Raw genomic sequence first — 25,621 nt, 5'->3', positions numbered from 1 at the left:
GTTGGATCATTTCGTCAAGGCAGAAGCCGCAAGCTCAGCAAATACTTTAGCTGATAAAGGACCACCGAAAGTCCATGTGTTGCCTGGCAACTTGAATGTTTTGTTTTCTTTTACAAAGGCAAGACCTTTCCAAACAGCATTGTCTTTTAATTGTTTCTCAAATACGTTATCCGTGTCTTGAACAATGTAGAAGAAGTTCGCATTTTGAACAGCAGGTAACGCTTCTACAGAAGCTGTAGAGAATCCATAAAGCTCAAACTTACTGGACTTAAATACATTTTTCAAACCAATGCGTTGTAAAATTTGAACGACCATGGAGTTATCTGTAAACATGCGAAGATCCGCATTGTTTTGGTTGCTGAATGCTTGTGTTAAAGCAAACTCGGCGCCATCTTTTTTCGCAGTTGCTAATTTCGTTTTTGTATCCGCAAAAGCTTTGTCAAGATCAGCTAGGACTTTGTCGCCTTCAGCTTTCTTACCAGTTACATCTGCAATTGTCTTGAATGTTGTTAGCATTCCTTCATATTGATCGCCTTTTCCTTCAGCTGGATAGGATTCAAATACGATCGTTGGGGCGATTTTGGAAAGAGCCTCATAATTCTTACTCGAACGCAATGTGCTTGTAATAATAAGATCTGGCTTCAAGCCTGTAATCGTCTCTAAGTTAGGCTCTTGGCGAGTACCAACATCAACAACAGAAGCATCAAGTGCAGGCTTCACATTGACCCAAGTGTTGTAGCCTTTCGTATCAGCCTGACCAACAGGTTGAATTCCTAGAGCAAGAACATCCTCGGTATAAGCCCATTCTAATGTGACAATGCGTTTCGGTGTACCTTTGATTGTAGTTGTTCCTAATGGATGTGTAATTGTTTTCACTGCGTCTGCGGCAGGTGTTGCTGATGGTTGTGTAGTAGCAGCTGGGCTAGGTGACGTCGTAGAAGACGATGAGTTCGTTGTTCCGCAAGCTGCGGTGATGAAAAGTAACATGAGTGAAAGTATAAAAGTAACTGGTTTAATAAAGTTTCGCACAGTAATCCCCCTGAATGTATGTAATTAAGTTGAAGTATCGATGGCCAATTCGACTTCACTAGGAGAATGATAATCATTATCACTGGATATGTCAACAATTACTTCTTCATAGGAACAATCTATCAAGCTTATAGTTATTATATCTTGGAACTATGAGGCAATCCGTGCTAAAGTACTATATGAGGGTAAGACATTAGCAAACTAATGCGGATAATGACAAGAGGTGACTGGATATGAGTAAAAAGACAATGTTTGAGAAGATTTGGGATAATCACGTTATTAACCAGGAAGATGGCAAGCCTAGTGTTATTTATATTGATTTGCATCTAGTGCATGAAGTAACTTCACCGCAAGCTTTTGAAGGACTTCGTTTGTCCGGTCGTAAAGTTCGTCGTCCTGACTTAACTTTCGCAACAATGGATCACAACGTACCAACCAAAGATCGTTTCAATATTACGGATCCAATTTCGAAGCAACAAATCGATACACTTTCACAAAACTGCCGCGATTTCGGCGTTACACTTTTTGACCTAGACAGTCTTGATCAAGGTGTTGTCCACGTTATGGGTCCAGAGCTTGGTCTTACACACCCAGGTAAAACGATCGTATGCGGAGACAGCCATACTTCTACACACGGTGCTTTCGGCGCACTTGCATTCGGTATCGGAACAAGTGAAGTTGAGCACGTTATGGCGACACAAACCTTGCAACAATCCAGAGCGAAATCCCTAGAAGTTCGTATCAACGGCAACTTGAAGCCAGGAGTAACAGCAAAAGATTTAATCCTTGGCGTCATTGCGAAGTACGGAACGGATTTTGCAACAGGTTATGTAATTGAATATACGGGCGAAGCGATTCGTGGTCTTTCCATGGAAGAGCGTATGACCGTTTGTAATATGTCCATCGAAGGCGGCGCTCGTGCAGGTCTAATTGCTCCGGATGCGACAACATTTAACTACCTGCGTGGTCGTGAATATGTCCCTCAAGGTGCTGATTTCGAAGAAGCCGTTGCTGAATGGGCCAACCTTGTGACAGATGAAGGCGCTACGTATGATTGGGTATTGGAATTCGACGCAGATACGTTGATTCCGCAAGTAACCTGGGGTACGAGCCCTGGTATGGGAACAAGCGTTACTTCCTTGGTTCCAGATCCACAAAGCTTTGAAACAGAAAATGAACGTAAAGCTGCTGAAAAAGCGCTTGAATATATGGATTTAACACCAGGAACGCCGATGACGGATCTGAAAGTTGATTATGTCTTCATTGGTTCTTGTACAAATGGACGTATCGAAGATCTTCGTGCAGCAGCTAAGATTGCACAAGGTTATTCAGTAGATCCAAGTGTAACAGCAATCGTAGTTCCAGGTTCAGGTCGTGTTAAAATTCAAGCTGAGAAAGAAGGTTTGGACAAAATCTTCTCCGATGCTGGATTCGAATGGCGCGATGCAGGCTGTAGTATGTGTTTGGCGATGAACCCAGACGTACTTCAACCAGGACAACGTTGTGCATCCACATCCAACCGTAACTTCGAAGGTCGTCAAGGCCGCGGCGGACGTACACACCTTGTATCCCCAGCTATGGCTGTTGCTGCAGCAATCAAAGGTCATTTCTACGACGTTCGTGATTGGGAAATTAAAGAATACCAACAAGCATAATTTCGGCTATATAAAGCAATGCTTAAGATGCTAGTTTTGCTATAGCAAAACTTTAAGGAGAATGAGAACATGGAAGCTTTCAAACAACATACAGGTCTAGTAGGCCCTGTTGATCGTGTAAACGTAGATACAGATGCAATTATCCCTAAGCAATTTCTAAAACGTATTGAGCGTTCTGGTTTCGGACAATTCCTTTTCTTCGAGTGGAGATGGGACGAAGCAGGAAACGTGATCGAGAATTTCCCACTGAATCAAGAGCGTTATCAAGGAGCTTCCGTTCTAATTTCCAGAGCGAACTTCGGTTGCGGTTCATCCCGTGAGCACGCACCTTGGGCGATTCAAGATTTTGGATTCCGCGTTATCATCGCACCTTCTTATGCGGACATTTTCTACAATAACTGTTTCAAAAACAGCATTCTACCGATCAAGTTGTCGGAAGAACAAGTTGAAGATTTGTTCCAACGTACAGCGAAACATGAAGGTTACAAGCTGAATGTTGATCTTGAAAATAATAAATTGACTGATGAGTACGGTCTTGAAATCCAATTCGAATTGGATGAGCACCGTCGTCAATTCTTGCTGCAAGGCTTGGATGACATCGGTTTGACGCTTCAACATGAAGCGAAAATCACTGCGTATGAGCAAGCACACCAAAAGCGTTTAGCTTACAAATAAGCATGGACTAAAAGGCGTATCCCTTATAGGGGATACGCCTTTTTTTTGCTATAATTTGCATATTTTCTTGAGCAATCTTGCAACTTTTGGCAGTTTGTTACGTCTAATAGATTACTAGATTGTCGAAGAAAAGGAGGTTTCGCTGTCAGGTATAGGTTAATTTTGCTATAATAACAAGGAAGTTGATAGAATGATAGAGTTGGCTAAATAACTTCGTAGTGACATCCCCCAATTCCGACATTACATAGAGGTGAATAATGAAATTTCCTGCAATTTGTTTGTTTTTACTCGCTTGTCTGTTGCTGCTGCCAACAACTGCCCTCGGTGCTGAAGCTCCTAAGCCGATAAAGCTATTTATGAATGAGAAGCTGTTGGATGTCCAGGGGGCTCAGCCCCGTATTGTGAATGATAATACAATTGTTCCTGTAAGGATTATTGTTGAACAAATTGGTGCTCAAGTGAGCTGGGACGAGGCAACCAGTAAGGTAACCATTGTGAAAGACAAAATCAATATCCAACTCGTGATTAACAATGTAACTGCGCTTATTAATGGGAAGAAAGAGACCTTAGAAGTGGGTCCGAAGATTGAAAATGGCTCTACCATGCTTCCACTGCGATTCATAGGTGAAATATTAGGAATTGAGTTTAAATGGGATGGCCCTACATCGTCTGTTCATATGTTCAAAAAAGATGATTCCGATTCAAAGCCTGTAACGGGACCCATTGATGTAGTTGATCCGGGTGAAAACACCTCTAATCCAGAGACGAAGCCTCCAGGAACCAAGCCAACAACAGGAACTGGAAACGGAAACGGAAGTACGATACCAGACCCTTCAGTTCATGTGATCACGTCCATTACTTTGTCAGAAACAGACTTAACGGTCGTTGCAAAGGATGGAAGCTTAAGTCCGAAAGTGTTAACTTTATCGAATCCTTCACGTCTTGTGTTCGATTTCCCGAAGACCACGTTGGATGAGTCGCTACAGAAGATGTTAGTTAAAAATTCAGGAGAATTGCCGTCCAAGCAGCCTCTTGTGTCCAAAGTTCGGTTCTCTAATTATAATGATAATCCGGCTACTGTCAGAATTATTCTGGATTTGAACGGCCCGGCAGACTACCAAACGATAACCACAAAGTCACCTAATCAGTGGAAAGCTGCGATTGGTGAGAGGAAGTTAACCGTGGTCATCGATGCTGGTCATGGGGATAACGATCCGGGTGCACTTTCCATTACAGGTAAGCACGAGAAGGAATTTACACTTGCTACAGCGAAGAAGGTAAATGCGCTGTTAGCGAAAGATGACCGAATTCACGTTCTGATGACCCGTTCGGATGATACATTCATTCCATTAGATGATCGCGTTTCTTTTGCCAATGATATCTCAGCGGACCTATTCTTATCGATCCATGGGAATAGCGCCAAAGCAACAGTGTCAGGAACAGAAACCTACTATAACAGACCAGAAAGCTTAGATTTCGCCAGTGTTATTCATAAGTACGCCGTTCCAGCTACTGGATTTGCTGATCGTAAGGTTCGTCAGGCTGATTTCCGTGTTATCACCAAAACCAGCATGCCTGCAGTATTGCTTGAAGTTGGTTACTTGTCCAATAAAAATGACGAATCCGCTATGTACAAAGAAGCATTCCAGGACAAATTAGCTGCTTCTCTTGTTGCTGCCATCAAGGAGTATTTGAACCTTAAATAAGCTGCGAGAATATGAAGCGGGAAAAACTAGGCTAGCATGTCTAGGCATAACGCTAAGGAGTGAATAAGATGAACAAAACAAGTCGCCTAGTTCAAGGAGCGCTCCTTGTAAGTGCCATCACGTTGTCTATCACGGCCTGTGGCCAGAAAAGTCAATTATCAGGAGCCGCTACGTCGGCACCGCAAGCTACGGCTACACCAATTGCAACAATTTCTACACCAACAGCCACACCTAAGCCGACACCTGCACCACTTAAGCAACTCCAGGTAAAGGCCTATTACAGTGACCAAGATGAGATGAAGCTTGTTGAAAAGGTAGTAACTGTCAGTGTGGAGAAGGATTCTGACGCCTATGAGGCAGCATTGAAAGCACTACAGAAGAATGATGATCCGAAAGCGATCTCGTTATTTGATGACTTGAAATTCAAGAATGTGAAGTTCGATGCTGCCAAAGGTGAGATGAAGCTGGATATAGCATTCGGACCCAAAACGCAAATGGGTGCGCCTGGCGAAGAATTATTTGTCCAAGCATTAAAGAAAACAGTGTTCCAATTTCCAGAAGTAAAAACCTTGTATGTACTTAAAGACGGTAAGCAAGTAGACAGTCTAATGGGACATCTGGAGCTTCCTTACCCGATTAAACGACCTAACTAAATAGGAATTGTAGAGGAGTTACATCGAACATGAAAAATAAGAAATTGGCGAGTGCTATCGTAAGCTCTATGATCATCACAAGTCTAGCAGGTACGCCAGTCCTTGCAGCACCCGTGAATGCACCAACTTCAACAACAACATCTAACACGAATGTACGACTATCTTTTAATGATGTGAGCAGTGATTACTGGGGGATTCGCCACATTTCCAAGCTAGCCTTGGAAGGCGTTATTGAGGGCGTTGCGGATGGTATTTACTCACCGGAAACTTCAGTTTCCCAACAAGATGTATTGATTATGGCTACAAGAATGATGGGTTTGCAAGCTGATGCCGATAATTTGGCGTCTGAAACGGTATTTCCTGATTTCATGTTAGTTGATAAATATGCTCGTAGCTATGTGGCGCTAGCACTACAAAAGGGCTTGATTTCAACAGAGCAAGAAAAAGTAAGAACGCAAGGTACGAAGCTGGTCGGCAATTGGGGACAACAAAAAGCGACGAGAGAATGGGTAGCTGAAGTCGTTATTCGCGCTATCGGAAAAGCTTCGTTGGCAGAAAGCTTAGCTACGAAAGCAACTGCGTTTACAGATAACACGAAGATCAGCAGTAGTACGTTAGGATTTGTGAATGCAGCAGTAGCTTTAAAAATAGTCGATGGGTTTGAAGATGGATCTTTTCAACCAAAAGGTGCAGTAACACGTGCTCAAATGGCTGCCTTCTTAAGTCGTTCTCAACAGAATTTGACGAATTTGCCTGAACGCGCGAAGAAGGGCTATATGACGAGTCTAACAAGCGGCAGCATTGGTCTTATGGATAAAGACGGGAATACAAGTACATACAAGCTTTCACCCAATACCGTATTTTTCGGGAACCAAGATGATGTTGCTATTTCACCAAAAGAATTGCAAGAAACATACGAAATATCGATTGTTCAAGTAAATGGTACAGCGTATTATGTTGAGATTCTAAGTGATGAGCTGCACATGGACGTTCATGAAGGTCAATTGCTGAAGCTTAATCTGACATCGATGAAAGCGACGCTAGACGATTTTGAAAGCTACGATTTAGCGTCAGATGTTGCCGTAACAGATATCAATGGACGAGGGCTTAGCTTAGGTGAGATTGTAGCAGGAAGCACGATCCAAATACGTAAAAGCCAGCTTGTAGACAGCGACAAATATACGTCAATCGTTGTCAAACAAATTCCCGTGAACAAAACAGCGACCGGTGATATTCAAACGTTGAATAAAGATGCTATGCAATTAACGTTGGTCGAGTCTGCCTCTGGAGAGACAGAGACATTTGGTTTTTCAAGTAATTTGATTGCCACGCTGGCCGATAACACGTTAATTAATGTGGATGCGATTCATGCTGGTGATACGATAGAATATACCGTTAAGAATAGCGAAATTGTTAAGATTATTGTTAAAAAGCAAGCAGATGTTGGCACGAGTGTGGAAGGGACGTTCAAACAATTTACGGACGATCAATCTACGATTCTAATTAATAAAACATCGGGTAAAACGGTAGACGCCTATGAGTTAAGTAGTAACACGCGTGTTGTTATTAATGGTTTAGCCAATGCGAGTATTTATGATCTGGTTGCTGGGGATCAATTGAAGCTAGATGTACTGAACAATAAGGTGACAACGATTACGGTAACGAATCGTTCCATTGAGAATATTTATTTTGCGAAAATCATTGATTACAAGGACTCATCTAAAATTTTAACCGTTACAGATAACGCAGGAAACCCAAATGCCTATATATTAAATGATGGAATATCAATCATGTATGCTGGCAACAAACTGCCGTTTAGCTCATTTAGTAGTATTTTTACCCCAGGTAAATATGTCGATGTTCTTGTATCTAATAAAAAGGTTTTGAGCATTCAAATGTCTTCTCAATTGGATGGCGTGTTAACACAATTGAATTTAACGACTAACGTTGTAACATTGAAAACAGACAGTGGACAAAACTTGACATTTAAGCTGAATTTTACACCAATTGTTGAACTTGCCAATAAGCCAAACAGTACGCTTTCTGATTTGAAAATTGGAGATAAAATTAGTCTTCTTCTTAGCTTTGATCAGACGACAGTAACGAAAATTATCACAAGTAACACAAAGGTGTTTAAAACCCTTTTAACCAATACGAACCTAAAACAAGCTACGTTCTTGGATGACTCCAATACGAACGTTAATATTCCTTTAGATGGGGTTCCGCTCGTGAGAGCAGATGGCACTAGTGCTGCATTCGCTGACCTTGCTATTGACGACTATGTGAAATTGTCATTCAAAGGTCTTGCGATTACGAAGGCCGAGTTAGTAACACCGATTCGTGGTAAAGTAACAGCGGTGAACGCAGCAAGTTCAAGTTTGACGGTTCAAGATTTTACAGGTAAAAGTCAAGTTGTTAACGCTGGCAGCAATTACAGTGTGAAAATCAATGGCGGCATGGATTGGAGCTTCTCCTCGATTAAAGTAGGGGATCGTGTTCAATTAATGAAGGACGTCAATGACAAACTAATTATTCAAGTTGCTATCGCTTCTAAACGTGAATTTGATCAATATAGTCCTACGTTGAACCAAGTGAATGTCAAAGCTGCTGGCGCGGGCGAGCAAACTGCCTATAATCTGTTCCCAAGAGCTTACATGCACACTAGTTCCTCGATTGTGTTGCCATCCTCCTTCGTTACTGGAGATCAGTTGACTCTTTACATCCTCGACAATAAAGTTGTTGAGATTGAAAAGTAATTCGTTGAACAAAAATTAGCGTAAATCCGTCTGTATAAGAGAAGCAATTCTTCTCTAACAGGCGGTTTTTTTATGATTTTCAAAAAAAAATGTTTATTTTTTAGAAAATGTTCGCATTTTGACGCTTTCAAGGATTGATTCTGCCCTAACAATTCGCTAAACTGGAGAATATTACGACCCTAAGGAAGATCAGCTATGACACAGAAGTCAGTAAGACATATTCTGGATACCATCGGTGAACTATATCCGGATGCTCATTGTGAGTTGAACCACAGTAATCCATTTGAATTAACGATTGCTGTTTTGTTATCAGCTCAGTGTACGGATGAAACCGTGAATAAGGTTACCAAAGACTTGTTTGCGAAGTACAAACGTCCTGAAGACTATTTGGCTGTTCCGTTAGAGGAATTGGAGCAAGATATTCGGCGAATTGGACTATTTCGTAACAAGGCTAGTCATATTCATAAGCTGTGTCAGTTGCTACTGGACAAGTTCGGTGGTGAAATTCCTGAGAAGCATGAGCAATTGGTTGAATTGCCTGGCGTTGGGCGTAAGACGGCAAATGTCGTCGTATCGAACGCTTTCGGCGTACCGGCAATTGCGGTTGACACGCATGTAGAACGAGTCTCTAAGCGATTAGGACTTGTCGGCTGGGATGATTCCGTACTTGAAGTTGAAAAGAAGCTAATGAAAAAAGTACCTCGAGACGAATGGACGCAAACACATCATCGATTGATATTCTTTGGTCGATATCACTGTAAGGCACAGAACCCCAATTGCACGCTCTGTCCACTATTGGATAAATGCCGCGAGGGGAAGAAACGTATGAAACCACAGCCAACAAGGAAAACTATTACAAACAAATGAAATGCAGACAAAGGATGGGATTGAAATGAAATGCATCGCCGTATATACTAATAGCTTCGAATTGTTCTCCGATATTTATGAGCAAGTTATCAACACACCGTTAGCCGATAATGAGGAAAAAGTCATTGAAGGTGTAACTGTCAGTGAATCCGGTGAGGTTCCTCAGAATTACATAGACAAAATGAAAACAAAATCCGAGGTTGTTGTGATGAAAGTGAAGGATTCGGATATTACGATTCTTCAGCATCGTGACGTTTTTGAAATTTTCCTACCGGAAAAAGAAAAAATCGCCCTCACGTAAGTCCAGAATCTCCCTTTGGGAGATTTTTTTTCTGTAGAGCTGAGTGGGATAAAAAAGATCAATCATAGAGGAGCGGAATGAACGAATGACGCAATTGGTAGCTAGAAGCATCACGGTCATGCCGGATGCGCTTAAGAAGATGCAGCAGGTGCTTGGGCATGCGGGGGATCAAGATAATGCAGCGAAAATGGGGCAATTGCTGGACAAGCTTGATAGTGGACGGATGAATATTGCGTTCTGCGGACATTTCTCTGCAGGCAAATCAACACTGATTAATCAGCTATGTGCCCATGCTTTGTTACCGTCAAGTCCGATTCCAACGAGTGCTAATATTGTGAGTATTCGCAATGGCCAACCTGGTGCGCATGTGACGCATCGCAGCCATGAGGGTAAAGTCAATCCATTAGGGGAGACGACAACAATTCCGCTCAGTGAGCTCGAGGCTTACTGTGTGAATGGGACCGATATTGAAACAGTTGAAATCACATACCCAATTCCATTTCTAGGTGAAGATACAGCTTTGTTAGATACCCCGGGTATTGATTCCACGGATGATGCGCATCATCAATCGACTGAATCCGCTTTACATTTAGCTGATGTGGTCTTCTATGTCATGGATTACAACCATGTGCAGTCAGAAGTGAATTTAGCTTTTACGAAAAAAATGAAGGAGTGGGGAAAACCACTCTATCTAGTTGTTAATATGATTGATAAACATAAGGAGTGGGAGCTTCCTTTTGAACAGTATAAATCGGGAACGAAGCAAGCTTTCTTAAATTGGGGCATTGAGCCTGATGATTTGCTGTTCGTTACGATGAAGGAGCCAACTCATCCGCATAATGAGTACGCCAAGCTGCTATGGCTGCTGAGAGGTCTTATTGAGCGTGGAGATACTTTGCGCAGCTATAGTATTGATGCTTCTGCACGCTATCTGGCAGCTGAGCATAGCAAATGGTTGGCTGAGCAACACGAACCGCAGAAGGCGGAGTTACTGGAAACGATGAATGAAGAAGGCGATGTGGAGGAAGTTCAAAAGTTGGCTGCAGCCAAGCAAGATGAGCTAACCACATTAAAAAGCTTGCCTGAAACATTGACTACCTTGCTTCGTAAAGAAGTTGGGGCAATCATTGAGAACGCCAATATCACGCCTTCCCTAACTCGTGATTACGCACATGCCTATCTAGAGAGCCGTAAGCCAGGATTTAAGGTTGGATTCTTCTCTCGTGCAGCACAGACCGCTGCAGAGCAAGAGAAACGGCTGGCAGCGTTTCAGGGAGATTTGGCAGAGCAAGTGGAAGCCCAACTCGACTGGCACTTGCGAGATGCCCTCAAAAAGGCAGCGAGCGAGCAAGGTCAACATGATGCTGCGTTAATTGCTCAGATTGAGGCGTTGAAGGTTGAAGTGACTGGCGCGTTGATCGCGTCCCAGGTGAATACAGGAGCGACGTTTGGCGGCGAGTATACGCTGAACTATATGAAGCAGCTAGCTGGCGAGTTGAAGCTGCAGTACCGCAAACTGGCGTTTGCGGTGATAGACATCATCGCGGCCTCGGTCCGCGATGGCTCCCTTGCAGCCGCCGCTGCGCTAGCGGCTGAGCTGGAAGCCCTGAGCGGCCGGCTGAGCGCCTGCCGCGAGCTCGCTCGCCTCGAGGAAGCCGAGGCGGCGGCAGAGACCCAGCTGCTGCGCATGGCCAGCTGGGAAAGACCGTCTGCGCCGGCGCTGCCGGATGCGCAGCAGTACACGGCCCTGGAGGAGCCGGCAGCAGCCCCGCTGAGCGGGGCTAACCTGCACGTGACCTCTATGGATACGATCTTGCAAGCCGCCGCGGTAGTAACGGCGGCTGCGGGCTTGACAGCTGCTGATGATGCTGATGAAGCAGCTGCAGTGCCAACGCCGTCATCAGCGTTCACCACAGGTGAACACGGTAGGCGCATGGAGCGCAAGGCCGCCGACTTACTGGCGGCCTCAAGTCTCATCGACGGACTGCCGTCGATGAGGTCGCTCGCGCGCTCCATGCGCGAGAAAGCGGAACGTCTGCGGCAGCGGACGTTCACGATTGCGCTGTTCGGCGCGTTCAGCGCCGGCAAGTCATCATTCGCCAATGCGTTGATTGGCGAGCGAGTGTTGCCGGTGTCGCCAAACCCGACGACGGCGGCGATTAACAAGATCATGCCGCCGACGGAAGGCTGGCCGCATGGCACAGCCAAGGTCAAGATGAAGAAGGCAGATGCCATCCTTGAGGATGTGCTGTACTCTCTTCAAATCCTTGGTGTTGAGGCAACGGATATGACTTCCGCGCTGAAGCGGATTGGTCAGCTATCACCTGCTGATGTGACGGCCAAAGGAAAACCGCATTTCTCTTTCCTGAAAGCCGTAGAAAAAGGCTGGGAAGCAGCCTCAGGTCAATTGGGCACTGAACTCCGAATCACAAAGGATGAATTCTCCAGTTATGTAGCGGAAGAACACAAGTCCTGTTTTGTAGAATTTATTGAATTATATTATTCGAATCCTCTGACGGATCAAGGCATCATTTTCGTAGACACACCTGGAGCGGATTCAATTAATGCCCGCCATACTGGTGTTGCTTTTAACTATATTAAAAATGCAGATGCTATCCTATTCGTCACGTATTATAACCATGCTTTTTCACAGGCAGATCGCGAGTTTCTGCTTCAGCTAGGCCGCGTTAAGGATAGTTTTGAAATGGATAAAATGTTTTTCATCGTCAATGCAGCTGATTTGGCGGCAAGCTCTGAGGAGCTGGCAGGCGTCGTGAAGCACGTGGAAACGAATTTAGTGCAGCACGGCATTCGTCATCCACGGATTTATCCGATTTCCAGTTATTTGGCGGCAGAAGGCAAAATCAATGGCAACGATAGCTTAGTCGCTCAATCGGGCATTCAACCCTTTGAGCAGCAGTTTGTCCAGTTTACCTTGAATGAGCTCAGTGATGTAGCTATTCACTCGGCTAATTTGGAGCTGCATCGCGCCATCGGTACCATGCAGAAGTGGTTGGAGCGGGCACAATCCGGTGAGGAAGAGCGCAGGCTGCAGTTGATCATGCTGGATGAGTCGGAGCAGCAGGGCTTAGATTTGCTTGATGATACCCGGTATGACGCTGAACTGAAGGAATTGAAAAAAGAAATTCAAGAGCTAATGTACTACGTCAAACAACGCACGATGTATCGGTTCGGAGAACTATATAATTTTGCTTTCAATCCTTCAACATTCCGTGATGAGGCCAAAGATCCTAAAGCCGCACTGCAATTCGCTTGGAATGAGCTGTTGCGTATGATTGGGCATGATTTATCGCAAGAAGTATTGGCGACTACGCTTCGTGTAGAAAATCGCATGAATCTCATCAGTACCAAGCGGATGAATCGCTGGGGCGAGGAGCTGACTTTGCTTCTAGAAGGCTTTGAAAAGGCTGCTTATGAGTCCAATACGTTTGTGACGCCTGAGGTAACAACGAAGCTTGAAGCTTCGGAAGTGAGCTTGAAGCTGCTTCAGAGTTATTTCAAGAATGCGAAGCAATTCTTCGAGGGTGATGGTAAGAGCAAGCTGAAAGCCGAATTGGAGAATCGGATCAATGCGCCGGTTGTCGCGTTCATTGAAGGACAAACTAGTGAACTAGAACAAGCTTACGGCATCCAATTGGAAAATTGGTTAATTGCTCAGAAATCGATCATGGAGCAACAGGTCAAAGAGCATGCAGAAGGGCTACGCGATGCACTTCAAATGAAGATTGATTTGGATGAACTCATATCTAAACAGCATCAGTTGAAGGCATTTGTTTAGCTGTTAAACAAAAGGGTGACTAGGTTCTTTGGAACTTAGTTGCCCCTTTTTTTGGATTGTTCATGTAAAGGCTTTCATTGGCGGTTATCCCGATGATTTAAAAGAATAGGGGGGATTACTACACGTTTTTGTGAATTTATGCCTATTTAAGCGTTTAAATCCGAGTATCCTCGAATTGCTCACATATAGTGATGGTGTTAAGATTCATAAAGTGTTCACACTTACATGTGTTTCAAATCTATCCTTTTAAGGAGGGCCCAAAGTGGATGTATTCAGGCAACTGAAGCCATATTTTTGGCCAGAGAAAAAACTGTTTTTTGGAGCCATTGCATGTCTTGCAATCGCTACCGCGCTCGGCTTGGTGTACCCCAATTTGCTTCGGTATTTGATTGACGAAGTCATCACTCAGAAGCAATTTGACCTTGTGCCGCGGCTGGCACTCATCGTTGTTGTTGTCGTTTCTATGAAAGGGATGTTCCAGTTTCTACATGGTTTGTGCGGGGGTCGCTTAGGAAACCGTGTTGCATTCCACTTACGGAATGCGCTTTACCACAAGCTGCAATATTTATCTTTTCAGTACTACGATCAAGCTAGAACAGGAGATCTGATGTCCAGGTTGACAGCCGATCTGGAAGGGATTCGCCAATTTATTGGTTTTGGCTTCGCTCAGATGCTGAATGTGTTGTTGATGCTCGTTTTTGGTATGGCCATGATGTTCTCCATCAGTTGGAAGTTAGCCTTACTAACGATGATCACGATGCCTTTTCTGGCATTTACGGCAGTTCGCTTTGAAGGCAAAATTCACCCGGCTTTCCGGATGGTGCGTCAATCTCTAAGCACGATGACGACGGCTGTTCAAGAAAATATTACAGGTGTGCGGACGGTTAAATCTTTTGCTCGCGAACCCCATGAGGTTGCCAAGTTTGCAGCGCGCAATGAAGATTACAAGGCTATGAATATTGGATCGTCAGGGATTTGGGCGAAGTATTTTCCCATCATGGAGATTCTAGCGAACTTGAGTGTCGTTATTTTACTCGGGGCTGGCGGATACATGGTCATTGACGGGGCGATTTCACTAGGTGAATTGGTAGCCTGCTTTAGTCTCATTTGGTACATAATAGGGCCGATGTGGGGACTTGGTTTTCACATTAATAACTTTACGCAAACGAAAGCTTCTGGTGAAAAAATTCTAGAAGTTCTACATCAATACATGCATGTCAAAGATAACGAAAACGCTGCAGCCTTAACCAAGGTTGATGGGCATGTGCGATTCGATCATGTGACTTTCGCTTATCCTGAGAAACAACCGGCACTCTATGATTTCACCTTGGATGCGCCTCCAGGCTCCGTTATTGGGCTATTAGGAAGCACAGGCTCTGGGAAGACTACCGTGATTTCGCTGCTAATGAGAGCTTATAACGTGAAAGAAGGCAAGGTTATGCTGGATGGGAAGGATATTCGTTCCTTGCAGCTTGAAAGCTACCGCAGCCAAATTTCAACGGTTTTCCAAGAAACGTTTCTATTTTCTTCCACGATTCGAAATAATATCGCATACGGACGCAAAAATGTGACGATGGAAGAGATTATCCGGGCTGCTAAGCTAGCTAAAGCGCATGATTTCATCTCGGAGCTGCCTCAAGGCTATGACACCTTGGTTGGCGAACGTGGACTCGGACTTTCGGGGGGGCAGAAACAACGGATTGCGATCGCTAGAGCTTTGATTAAAGATCCGAAAATACTCGTGTTAGACGATGCGACAAGTGCGGTTGATATGGAGACCGAGCACGAGATTCAAGCAGGTTTTGGCGAAGTAATGGCGGGTCGTACAACTTTCATCATCGCTCACCGGATCTCTTCGTTGAAACATGCGGATGAAATCATTGTGCTAGATAAAGGGCGAATTATTCAAAGAGGAACGCATCAAGAGCTTTTACAGCAAGAAGGCTTATACCGTCAAACGTATGACATTCAGTATGCGGACGGTCCACAAAACCAAACTGCACAGAACCAAGCAGCTGTTGCCCGAGAAGAGGGGACTTCTGTAGAAACAGAAGTTTCCGAAGTAAATCCAATAACCCATTCCTCTACGCCAGAAAGAAGGTTGGCAAATTGAGTACTCCATCGAAGCAAGCTGAGGCAGCTTCACCCAATCCAGATTCTCAAACAGGACATCGCTTCGTTTATCAAGATGATGAACTGATCGAAAAGCCTTTTGACTGGGGCCAATTAAAACGCTTGTTTAGTTATATGAAGCCGTATCGTAAACAAATGCTGCCTATTATCATTGCTATGATGTTATTGGGTGCGATTACGAAATTGACAGTGCCACTTCTCATCAGTAAAGCGATTGACAATGCCATTATACCTAAAGATAAGAACCTGCTCTTTCTAATTGTTGGCATTATGCTGGGCGTTTATCTAATTCAATGGCTTGCCAATACATTCCGTATCAAATATACGAACATGATCGGGCAACGTGTCATATACGATCTGCGTCATGACCTTTTCAGTCATATTCAGAAGCTCTCATTCCGATTCTTCGATACAAGACCAGCGGGTTCTGTACTTGTTCGTGTGACAAACTATGTCAATTCATTGCAAGATTTATTTACGAATGGTGTCGTCAATTTATTGATCGACGTTGTACAACTGGTTGGTATCATCATTATTTTGTTATCGTTTAATTTCAAATTAGGTGCGTCGATCATTGTAACAGTTCCAATTATGTTTATCATATCGACGAAGCTTCGGACCAAAATCCGCCGCTCTTGGCAAGACGTGACAATGAAGCAATCCCGATTGAATGCCCATCTGAATGAGTGTATTCAAGGAATTAAAGTCACGCAGGCATACACGCAAGAAAAAGAGAACATTCAGTTTTTCTCGAAAATGAATATGACCAATCGGTTGTCTTGGAACCGTGCTTCCATGCTGAATCAATCCTTTGGTCCACTCATTGAAATTACAGGTGCGATTGGTTATTTTATTTTGTTCTGGTTAGGTGCACATTTGATTCAAACCGAAGAAATCAGCGTTGGTTTACTAGTTGCCTTTGCGACTTACATCGGGTATTTCTGGGAGCCGATTACACGCTTGGGGCAAATGTACTCGCAGCTTTTGATTGCGATGGCTTCAGCGGAGCGGATTTTTGAATTTATCGATGAGAAGCCGACGGTGGCTGAAATCGAAGGTGCGAAGGATTTGCCTACCGTACAAGGTAATGTGAAGTTCAAAGATCTTGTATTCGAGTATGAGCCTGGACGTCCAGCATTGAATCGGATTAATTTGGATGTAACGGCTGGACAATCTATCGCGCTGGTTGGTCATACCGGATCAGGTAAGAGTACGATCATGAATTTACTTTGTCGCTTTTATGACCCTAATGAAGGGCGTATTGAGATCGATGGTCAGAACATTCGTGAAGTCACGATCCAAAGTCTTCGCTCTCAAATTGGTGTCGTGCTCCAAGATACCTTTATTTTCTCGGGCTCGATTCGTGATAACATTCGTTTCGGTCGATTAGATGCAACCGATGATGAGATCGAGCAGGTTGCGAAAGCTGTTCATGCGCATGATTTTATTGCTCTGCTGCCTAATGGATACGACACAGAGGTGCAAGAACGCGGTAACGTCCTATCGATGGGGCAGCGCCAGTTGATTTCCTTCGCAAGAGCGCTTCTTGCTAATCCGCGTGTACTCATTCTGGATGAAGCAACAGCAAGTATCGACACAGATACGGAGTTGAAAATCCAAGAGGCACTTAAGACACTTCTGGCGGGTCGTACGTCCTTTATTGTTGCGCATCGTCTTTCAACGATTCGCAATGCAGACAAAATCGTCGTATTGGATCACGGGCGCATGATGGAGATCGGTAATCATGATGAGCTGATGAAGGAACAAAAAATTTACTATGGGTTGATTCAAGCTCAATATAAGTTTTTGCAGGATGCTGTGTAAGCATAAGGGAAGAGAGCTGCTTAACCACAAGAGTGTGGTTAGGCAGCTTTTATTTATGTTATGGAAATTCCAGATAGACATTGAGAATTGTTATCATTCACATTGATGAGCAGCTTGATATTGAGTAGGGGCGGGCTGCTTTTTTGCGCGGTAATCGACTAACTCGGGGGAGATAGAGGTGTCTAGCGGGGAGTTAGTCGATAAAATCGACTAACTCGAGGGAATCAGAGGTTTGCTACAGGGAGTTAGTCGATGAAACCGACTAACTCGAGGGATATAGACGTGTGCTGGATGGAGTTAGTCGACAAAATCGACTAGCTCAAGGGAATCAGACGTGTGCAGTATGGAGTTAGTCGAAAAAATCGACTAACTTGAGGGAATTAGAGGTGTTTAGCATGGAGTTAGTCGATGAAACCGACTAACTCCATATAACGAGAGGTGTGCTACATGGAGGCTGCTTATCACCACACACCCTCACAGATGCGACTAAAGATACAGTCGCATCTCATAAACTCGCCTAATCTCTACAATGTTTGCAAATTTTGACGAGAAGCTATACTCTTAAATTGGAAATATGCCAAATATTCGCAGGAGGGGACAGCAATGAAATCATCTCGCTTCATTTGGGGTGCCATTGGTTTAACCGCGTCAATTTCTACCATTGTTTTCGCTGTTGGCTTTGCTTACGCGGCGAATCAGATATGGTTTCCTAAGGCATCTGGAGATTTGCAACTTGCCACTCCAGCACCAACGAAACCATCCATCATCGAAAGTAACAATAAGCTGCAAATTGTCGCGTTAGGGGATTCGCTCACAGCAGGAACCGGCGATAATACAGGCAAAGGCTACGTCGGACGAGTCCGTGAAAAACTTGAAAAAGAAAGCGGTAAACCCGTCTTTGTGCTTAATAACCTCGCAATTCCTGGCTACAAAAGTGATCAACTTCTCACGGATTTAGCTCAGAAAAAAACACAAGATGCGCTTGCGCAAGCAGATATCATTTTGCTTACCATCGGGGGAAATGATATTTTTGCAGGAGGGGATGGGCTTTTCAAAGGAACTAACCAAACCGAATTTAATCCTGAGGCAGCAGAGAAGCGGGTAGACCCTGCACTCTCCAAAATGGAGAAGATCATCTCGACCATCAACAAAGCGAACCCGAAAGCAACGCTATTATATATCGGTTTATATCACCCTTTTCTAGATCTTGATCCGACAAGAGAAGGTTCCTTAACCGTACAGCGCTGGAATAATGGCGTGTTTAAGCTAACCAATCAATATCCACAGATGCTCATCGTTCCTACCTACGACCTATTTGAGCAAAATTTGATCAAATATTTATCATCTGCCGATCATTTTCATCCAAATGGGGATGGGTATGAACGAATTGCGGATCGGATTGTCCAAATTTTAAAATAGGGAGCGTATGGAAAATGGCTATAGCAGCAACGCCTAAGATCGTTCTATCCGTTAATAATCTAAAAAAAAGCATCAAAAACAAAGAGATTATCAAGGGTATTTCCTTTGATGTATACGCTGGTGAAATCTTTGGATTCCTTGGCCCCAATGGGTCAGGTAAAACAACGACAATTCGCATGCTCGTGGATTTAATCCGACCTACGGAAGGGACCATTCACATTTGCGGTTTTGATGTTCACAAAGAACATAACGAAGCCATGAGAAAAGTGGGCTGTATCGTTGAAAATCCTGAACTGTATTCCTATCTAACAGGCTGGGAAAATCTCGAGCATTTTGCCCGTATGTTGCCGGATGTGGATGAGAATCGGATAAGAGAAGTCGTAGAAATTGTTTCGATGGATGGGCGTATCCATGATAAAGTACGTACCTACTCGCTAGGGATGCGCCAACGTTTAGGGATTGCTCAGGCACTTCTAGGGCGACCAAGTCTGCTGATTTTGGACGAGCCCACGAACGGACTGGATCCTCAGGGAATTAAAGAAATGAGGGAGTTTATTCAACGATTAGCTGCGGATGGACTTAGCTTGTTCGTCTCCAGTCACTTACTTAGCGAACTTCAGCAAATGTGTCATCGTGTAGCCATTATTAGTCATGGCGAAGTAATTCAAGTTGGTGCAGTAGATGAGCTAATTGCTCAAGGTGGCAGGGTGGTATGGACCGTTTCTCCAGTTGATGAAGCAAAGCGCATACTTCAATCGTCAGATTTCGTGCTTTCTGCGATAGAAGTGGAGTCGGATAACCTTACCAACTTACCAACAACAGCGAAGCAGATTTCAACACAGATGGATCAAGAAAACATTCCAAAGCTAAGTCAACGCCTTATCCAAGAAGGAATTAGCCTATACGCGGTAGAAATCAAAAATCCAACACTCGAAGATCTGTTCTTGCGTTTGACTGAAGGGGAACGAATAGAGTAAAAGAGGGTGATTGAATTGACAGGACTATATGCTTTAGTTAAAAATGAAATGATCAAAATGATTAAGAAAAAGCGATTTTACGTCATTCTACTTATTCTTCTTGCTTTAATTCCCATGTTCACTTATGCTCAAATGCGAGTTGCTCAACATACACAGAAGCAATTTGGAACATCGGATTGGAAGGCGGATCAGCGGCAAAAAGTGACGGATTGGGAAAAACGTCTCAGTTCGGCACGAACACCAGATGAGTGGAAGCAGCAGCTTCGCGTTCAAATTCAAATTGCGAATTATTATCTGGAGCAAGACGTGAATCCAAGCTCCCCGAATGCGGTTACATTTACACGTGAATTTGTGAAAAATGCAGTAGGTTTATTTATTCCGTTGATTATTATGGTCATTTCAGCAGATATCGTATCATCCGAGCATTCTACGGGGACTATTAAATTATTGTTGACAAGACCGGTCAGGCGTTGGAAAATCCTATTGAGTAAATTAATTACCGTTGTCTTCTTTACTTCACTGACTGTTTTGTCGACCGGATTGATCTGTTACTTGATTTCAGGTGTTGTTTTCGGCTATAACGGTTGGAATATGCCGATCTTCACAGGCATTCAATTGACAGGCGCTGATGTCGATTTCAGTCGTGTAAGAGCCGTGGACCAATGGTTCTTCCTCTTGATGGAATTCGGTTTAGTATGGTTTACAGCCATTGTCGTAGCGATTATGTCGCTCATGCTTTCTGTACTAATTCGATCAACCGCAGCAGGTATGGGGGTCATGCTTGCCGTATTAATATCAGGAACCATTCTCTCGAACATGGTGTCCTCTTGGGAAACGGCTAAATATTTGTTTATGGTCAATTTGGACCTGACGAAGTATTTGACTGGAGGAATACCACCCATTCAAGGTATGGATTTAGGGTTTTCCCTTAGTGTTTTAAGTGTTTGGACCGTGGCAGCGTTAATCGTTTCATTTACGGTGTTTTCACGCAAAGATATTCTAAATTAGATTTATTAGAGATAAAGGAGGGCTCCAATGGCTGAGCAGCTAGAATTTGCGAAAGGGAAAGCCCCAACACCCGTGACGGATTACGAAGCAGATGATATTCAAGTCCTGGAAGGGCTTGTTGCCGTTCGTAAAAGACCAGGGATGTATATTGGCAGTACCAGTTCTTCAGGTCTTCATCATCTGATCTGGGAAATCGTAGATAATGCAGTCGATGAGCATCTGGCAAAGCATTGTTCCAAAATTAATGTCACGATACATAAAGATCAATCGGTTACCGTTCAGGATAATGGACGCGGTATCCCGACTGGTATGCATAAGACAGGTGTTCCTACGCCGCAAGTCGTATTTACCATCCTCCACGCGGGCGGTAAATTCGGCGGTTCAGGCTATAAGAAATCTGGAGGTTTGCATGGTGTTGGTGCTTCAGTAACTAACGCGCTTTCAGAGTGGCTGGAAGTTGAGATTAACCGAGATGGCAAAGTGCACAAGATGCGCTTTGAATACTGGGTGGATGATAAAGGGATCGAACACGTTGGTGAACCCGTCACGGGCCTTGAGGTTATCGGCAATACCAATCGTACAGGAACGAAAGTTACGTTTAAACCAGATAAACGCGTCTTCCAAGGCGGTACGACGATCAATTACGATACGCTAGCTGAGCGGTTGCAGGAAATTGCATTCCTCAATTCCGGACTTCAAGTAAACCTGAAGGACGAACGCACGGATAAAGTCGATTCGTTTCAGTACGAAGGCGGAGCGAGCCAGTTTGTTGCCTTCCTGAATGAAGAGAAGACCGTGCTGCATCCTGTGATTCATTTTGCCTCAGAGAAGGACGAAATTGAAGTTGAAGTTGCTCTGCAATACAATGATGGCTATACAGAGACGATCGCTTCGTTCGTGAACTCGATTCCTACCCGCGGCGGCGGAACACATGAGACGGGTTTCAAGACAGCATATACGCGAGTCATGAATGAATATGCCCGTAAAGGGGGCATTCTCAAGGAAAAGGATAAAAACCTCGACGGTACGGATCTCAGAGAAGGTATGATGGTCGTTATCAATATCAAAATGGGCGATGTCGAATTCGTAGGTCAAACCAAGGACCAATTGGGAAGTGCTATAGCACGTAGTGCTGTGGACGCCGTTGTTTCCGACAAAATGACGGTTTTCCTTGAAGAAAATCCACAAATCGCGCAAATGATGCTGAAGAAGGCTGTACAAGCATCGAGAGCGAGAGAAGCAGCGCGTAAAGCTCGTGAAGAAATTCGCAGCGGCAAGAAAGGAAAGAGCGAGAGCTCAAACCTGAATGGGAAGCTAACACCTGCACAGTCGAAGGATTTGCAACGGAATGAGTTGTTTATCGTAGAAGGTGATTCCGCTGGTGGTTCAGCGAAGCAAGGACGAGATTCGAAACATCAAGCGATTTTGCCACTCAAAGGTAAGCCAATGAATCCTGAGAAAGCTAAGCTGCTGGATATTTTGAAAAATGAAGAGTATAAGGCCATTATCGCTGCGATTGGCGCAGGTGTAGGCTCTGAGTTTGAAGCGGAAGAGACGAATTACGGCAAAATTATTCTGATGACCGATGCCGATACCGATGGCGCACATATTCAGGTATTGCTGTTAACCTTCTTCTACCGGTACATGAAGCCGTTGATTGATGCGGGCAAAGTGTATATTGCGCAACCTCCTCTGTATAAAGTGACGAGAAAAGGTAAAAATGGTGGTCATAAATACGCTTGGACGGATGATCAGCTGCAGAAGGTGGTCAAAGAACTCGGTAAAAATACAGAGCTTCAGCGCTATAAAGGACTTGGCGAGATGAATCCCGATCAGCTATGGGAAACGACAATGAATCCGGAAAGCCGGACGCTGCTTCAAGTTCAGATTGAAGATGCGGCCAAAGCAGAACGACGTGTGACAACATTGATGGGTGATAAAGTAGATCCACGTAAGAGATGGATTATCGAAAACGTTGATTTTACTGAATATGTTGAGTAGATGAAATAAACGGCTACGTCGTCCTCTAAGGACGAAAGCGTTTATCTATAAATATAGACGACTTATCATGTGAAACATATAAATTGTTATATTTCCAAAAAGAGTGGTGACGAGAAAGTGAGCATTATAGAAGAGTTTTTACCAGCCTTTCTAGAGGAAATCGTTGGCGATCGCTTCGGTCGGTATTCCAAATATATTATTCAGGATCGCGCAATCCCCGACGTTAGAGACGGCTTGAAGCCTGTTCAACGCCGTGTATTGTATGCGATGTATGACTCCGGCAACACACCAGATAAACCTTATCGGAAGTCAGCTAAGACCGTTGGGGATGTCATGGGTAACTATCATCCCCATGGTGATGCATCGATTTATGACGGTATGGTTCGTATGGCACAACCCTGGAAAATGGGACATACCCTCGTGGATGGTCACGGGAACTGGGGTTCCTTAGACGATGACCCACCAGCAGCAATGCGTTATACCGAAGCACGTTTATCAGAAATCGCGATGGAACTTCTTCGTGATATTGAAAAACGCACGGTGATGTTCAAGGATAACTTTGATAACTCAACCAAAGAACCGGTTGTATTGCCAGCACGTTATCCGAATTTGCTTGTAAACGGTGTAAGTGGGATCTCAGCAGGCTTTGCGACGGAAATTCCGCCTCATAATCTGCGTGAAATCATCGACGCTTGTACCGCTATGATCGATAAACCTGAGATTACGGTTGACGAATTAATGTCTATTGTTAAAGGTCCGGATTTCCCAACCTCAGGGATCATCATGGGCGAAGAAGGTATTCGTGAAGCTTATCGGACAGGTAAAGGCCGTATCTATATCCGTTCCAAAACCGCGATCGAAGAAATGCGCGGCGGCAGACAGCAAATTGTGATTACAGAAATCCCTTATCAAGTGGTTAAATCTCGGTTGGTCACTGCGATGGAGAATATCCGTCTGGAGAAAAAAATCGAGGGCATCGCTGAAGTGCGGGATGAAAGCGGTCGGAATGGGCTTCGTATCGTGATCGAGCTCAAGAAGGAAGCGGATGCACAAGGGATTTTGGCCTATTTGCTGAAGAAAACAGATCTGCAAGTTACGTATAACTTCAACATGGTTGCGATTGTGAACAAAGCACCGCGTCAGCTCGGTATCCGTGAGATTTTGGAAGCGTACATCGGGCATCAGAAAGAGGTTGTTACGTTCCGCTCGCAATACGAGTTGGAGAAAGCGGAAGATCGGGCACATGTCCTTGAAGGGCTTGTGAAAGCACTGAACATTTTGGATGAGGTCATTGCGACGATTAAAGCATCGAAAAATCGGCAGGACGCCCAAAATAATCTCGTTGAGAAGTTTCATTTTTCGGAACGACAAGCTGATGCCATCCTCGTCCTGCAATTATACCGTTTAACGAATTTGGAAATAACAACGCTGGAGAAGGAATTGAAGGATGTTGAGAAAACGATTGCGTACTTGCGCGGAATTCTCGGCAGCTTGAAGAAGCTTCTAGGCGTTATTAAAGATGAGATGGGCGAGATCCGCAAGAAATATGGTATTGAACGCCGATCCGAGATTCAAGGAGAAGTTGAAGAACTGAAAGTAAATCTTGAAGTTCTTGTAACGGCTGAAGATGTGCTTGTCACCTTGTCCAATGAAGGCTACTTGAAGCGTACCAGCAAACTATCCTTCACGCGCTCAGGTGGGGAGCTTGAGAATACAGGCATGAAAGAAGGCGATTACCTTCGTTTCTTGCTGGATGTAAACACGATCGAGAGCTTACTGATCTTCACGAAGAAGGGGCAATACTACTTATTGCCTGTCCATCAAGTTCCGGAGTACAAGTGGAAAGAGAACGGTACAGCGATTGTGAATGTCATCCCGATTGCAAAGGAAGATCGCATCGTGAATGTCATTCCAGTCAAGGGCTTTGAGGATCCGACGAAGTCACTCGTGTTCGTTACACGGAAAGGTCAAGTCAAACGTACAGAGCTTAAAGAGTATATGACGAACCGCTCCAACGCGATTGTTGCGTGTAAGCTTGGTGAACAAGATGAAGTGCTGCAAGTTCATCTGAGTGACAATACGAAGGAAATTCTTCTAGTCACGAAGCAGGGCATGAGTATCCGATTCCGTGAGGAAGAAGTAAACCCGATGGGCCGTGCGGCCGCGGGTGTGCGCGGCATCCAGCTCAAGGAAGACGATGAAGTCGTGTCCGCCGAGTGGATTTATGGGGATGAAGGGGAAGTACTGGTCATCTCGGACCTCGGGTATGCTAAGCGATCTCTCGTTGTGGATTATCCAATTCAAGGTCGCGGCGGGAAGGGGATCACTACCTTCGAATTCAAGGAAGGTAAGCGTGTCAGACCTAACGGATCTGCCTTAATCCGGACGTTCATTGTGAAAATGGATTACTTGATTACGGCTGTAATGAGTAATGGCGAGAAGCTGCGCTTCTCAACGGAAACTGCTCCATTAGAAGATCGCAAAGCGCAAGGCAAGTCGCTCATTCCAGTGACGAAAACAGAATCGATTGTTGAGATTTTACGTTTTCCTCAATCGTAACTAATTGTTGGGGGATCCAGTCTTTCAATCAGTGTAAAAGCTAACTCTAATAAGACCCACAGGGGCATCGGTTCATCTAATCGATCCAGCCACTGTGGGTCTTTCAGCATGCCGGCTTCCAGCGCTTTTTTGCCTAGCTCCACTTTCCAATCTTCCAATCCAATCACTCCTTGAAAGTAAGTTAACAGCCTTGCATGTCAAGTTTCTCCGAAAGTAAAGGGACTCGCTGTTGTCTACAAGGGTGCATGACACCTTCGAT

The 25,621-nt window shown here is 44.3% G+C and carries 17 protein-coding genes; 15 read left to right on the top strand and 2 right to left on the bottom strand.

The annotated features are described in order from the left end of the window. Positions 1-6 precede the first annotated feature (6 nt). On the bottom strand, positions 7-1,029 hold the full coding sequence (locus tag AC58QG_RS08215) for an ABC transporter substrate-binding protein (protein ID WP_497361593.1): 1,023 nt from the start codon (positions 1,027-1,029) through the stop codon (positions 7-9). Between the two features lie 233 nt (positions 1,030-1,262). On the opposite strand from AC58QG_RS08215, the gene leuC reads away from it, so the two are divergent. From leuC to gyrA, 15 genes are all read left to right on the top strand, one after another. Further along, positions 1,263-2,684, top strand: coding sequence for a 3-isopropylmalate dehydratase large subunit (gene leuC / locus AC58QG_RS08210; RefSeq protein WP_497361592.1), 1,422 nt, complete (start codon positions 1,263-1,265; stop codon positions 2,682-2,684). A 69-nt stretch (positions 2,685-2,753) separates the two neighbouring features. Further along, on the top strand, positions 2,754-3,359 hold the full coding sequence (leuD, locus tag AC58QG_RS08205) for a 3-isopropylmalate dehydratase small subunit (RefSeq protein ID WP_497361591.1): 606 nt from the start codon (positions 2,754-2,756) through the stop codon (positions 3,357-3,359). Positions 3,360-3,616: 257 nt separating this feature from the next. Then, positions 3,617-5,065: an N-acetylmuramoyl-L-alanine amidase family protein gene (locus AC58QG_RS08200; RefSeq protein ID WP_497361590.1), complete on the top strand. Its 1,449-nt coding sequence runs from the start codon at positions 3,617-3,619 to the stop codon at positions 5,063-5,065. 68 nt (positions 5,066-5,133) lie between these two features. Beyond that, positions 5,134-5,718, top strand: a complete 585-nt coding sequence (locus AC58QG_RS08195; protein ID WP_497361589.1) for a GerMN domain-containing protein — start codon at positions 5,134-5,136, stop codon at positions 5,716-5,718. 29 nt (positions 5,719-5,747) lie between these two features. Then, positions 5,748-8,474 (top strand): S-layer homology domain-containing protein, encoded by a 2,727-nt coding sequence (locus AC58QG_RS08190; protein WP_497361588.1) that lies wholly within the window; start codon positions 5,748-5,750, stop codon positions 8,472-8,474. Between the two features lie 195 nt (positions 8,475-8,669). Continuing rightward, positions 8,670-9,341: an endonuclease III gene (nth, locus tag AC58QG_RS08185; RefSeq protein ID WP_497361587.1), complete on the top strand. Its 672-nt coding sequence runs from the start codon at positions 8,670-8,672 to the stop codon at positions 9,339-9,341. Between the two features lie 25 nt (positions 9,342-9,366). Then, positions 9,367-9,642 carry a hypothetical protein gene (locus AC58QG_RS08180; protein WP_028554377.1) on the top strand — a complete coding sequence of 92 codons (276 nt, stop codon included), beginning with the start codon at positions 9,367-9,369 and terminating at the stop codon, positions 9,640-9,642. Positions 9,643-9,727: 85 nt separating this feature from the next. Continuing rightward, on the top strand, positions 9,728-13,441 hold the full coding sequence (locus tag AC58QG_RS08175) for a dynamin family protein (RefSeq protein ID WP_497361586.1): 3,714 nt from the start codon (positions 9,728-9,730) through the stop codon (positions 13,439-13,441). Between the two features lie 262 nt (positions 13,442-13,703). Then, positions 13,704-15,554: an ABC transporter ATP-binding protein gene (locus AC58QG_RS08170; RefSeq protein ID WP_497361585.1), complete on the top strand. Its 1,851-nt coding sequence runs from the start codon at positions 13,704-13,706 to the stop codon at positions 15,552-15,554. Next, a complete protein-coding gene (locus AC58QG_RS08165; protein ID WP_497361584.1) occupies positions 15,551-17,398 on the top strand; it encodes an ABC transporter ATP-binding protein in 1,848 nt (615 codons plus the stop codon). The genes AC58QG_RS08170 and AC58QG_RS08165 overlap by 4 nt, the downstream gene beginning before the upstream one ends. Before the next feature lie 603 nt (positions 17,399-18,001). Then, positions 18,002-18,817, top strand: coding sequence for a GDSL-type esterase/lipase family protein (locus tag AC58QG_RS08160; protein WP_497361583.1), 816 nt, complete (start codon positions 18,002-18,004; stop codon positions 18,815-18,817). A gap of 14 nt (positions 18,818-18,831) precedes the next feature. Then, positions 18,832-19,794 carry an ABC transporter ATP-binding protein gene (locus AC58QG_RS08155; protein ID WP_497361582.1) on the top strand — a complete coding sequence of 321 codons (963 nt, stop codon included), beginning with the start codon at positions 18,832-18,834 and terminating at the stop codon, positions 19,792-19,794. A gap of 15 nt (positions 19,795-19,809) precedes the next feature. Beyond that, positions 19,810-20,802 (top strand): DUF2705 family protein, encoded by a 993-nt coding sequence (locus AC58QG_RS08150; RefSeq protein WP_497361581.1) that lies wholly within the window; start codon positions 19,810-19,812, stop codon positions 20,800-20,802. 27 nt (positions 20,803-20,829) lie between these two features. Further along, positions 20,830-22,803: a DNA topoisomerase IV subunit B gene (parE, locus tag AC58QG_RS08145; RefSeq protein WP_497361580.1), complete on the top strand. Its 1,974-nt coding sequence runs from the start codon at positions 20,830-20,832 to the stop codon at positions 22,801-22,803. Positions 22,804-22,920: 117 nt separating this feature from the next. Further along, positions 22,921-25,362: a DNA gyrase subunit A gene (gyrA, locus tag AC58QG_RS08140; protein WP_497361579.1), complete on the top strand. Its 2,442-nt coding sequence runs from the start codon at positions 22,921-22,923 to the stop codon at positions 25,360-25,362. On the opposite strand, the gene AC58QG_RS08135 is transcribed toward gyrA, so the two are convergent. Next, the gene (locus AC58QG_RS08135) at positions 25,353-25,520 is read right to left on the bottom strand and encodes a hypothetical protein (protein ID WP_497282793.1); all 168 of its coding nucleotides are present in this window, start codon (positions 25,518-25,520) and stop codon (positions 25,353-25,355) included. The genes gyrA and AC58QG_RS08135 overlap by 10 nt on opposite strands. Between the last annotated feature and the right edge of the window lie 101 nt (positions 25,521-25,621).

The organism is Paenibacillus sp. J22P169 (genome assembly GCF_059691995.1).
The sequence above is the reverse complement of the archived record's forward strand: the minus strand, read 5'-3'. Positions and strand labels throughout refer to the sequence as shown.

Excerpts from the sequence above, each read along its gene's own strand:
- parE (WP_497361580.1), top strand. The coding sequence starts at position 20,830 with ATGGCTGAGCAGCTAGAATTTGCGAAAGGGAAAGCCCCAACACCCGTG.
- AC58QG_RS08195 (WP_497361589.1), top strand. The coding sequence starts at position 5,134 with ATGAACAAAACAAGTCGCCTAGTTCAAGGAGCGCTCCTTGTAAGTGCC.
- AC58QG_RS08160 (WP_497361583.1), top strand. The coding sequence starts at position 18,002 with ATGAAATCATCTCGCTTCATTTGGGGTGCCATTGGTTTAACCGCGTCA.
- leuC (WP_497361592.1), top strand. The coding sequence starts at position 1,263 with ATGAGTAAAAAGACAATGTTTGAGAAGATTTGGGATAATCACGTTATT.
- leuD (WP_497361591.1), top strand. The coding sequence starts at position 2,754 with ATGGAAGCTTTCAAACAACATACAGGTCTAGTAGGCCCTGTTGATCGT.
- AC58QG_RS08190 (WP_497361588.1), top strand. The coding sequence starts at position 5,748 with ATGAAAAATAAGAAATTGGCGAGTGCTATCGTAAGCTCTATGATCATC.
- AC58QG_RS08180 (WP_028554377.1), top strand. The coding sequence starts at position 9,367 with ATGAAATGCATCGCCGTATATACTAATAGCTTCGAATTGTTCTCCGAT.
- AC58QG_RS08200 (WP_497361590.1), top strand. The coding sequence starts at position 3,617 with ATGAAATTTCCTGCAATTTGTTTGTTTTTACTCGCTTGTCTGTTGCTG.
- AC58QG_RS08155 (WP_497361582.1), top strand. The coding sequence starts at position 18,832 with ATGGCTATAGCAGCAACGCCTAAGATCGTTCTATCCGTTAATAATCTA.
- nth (WP_497361587.1), top strand. The coding sequence starts at position 8,670 with ATGACACAGAAGTCAGTAAGACATATTCTGGATACCATCGGTGAACTA.
- AC58QG_RS08175 (WP_497361586.1), top strand. The coding sequence starts at position 9,728 with ATGACGCAATTGGTAGCTAGAAGCATCACGGTCATGCCGGATGCGCTT.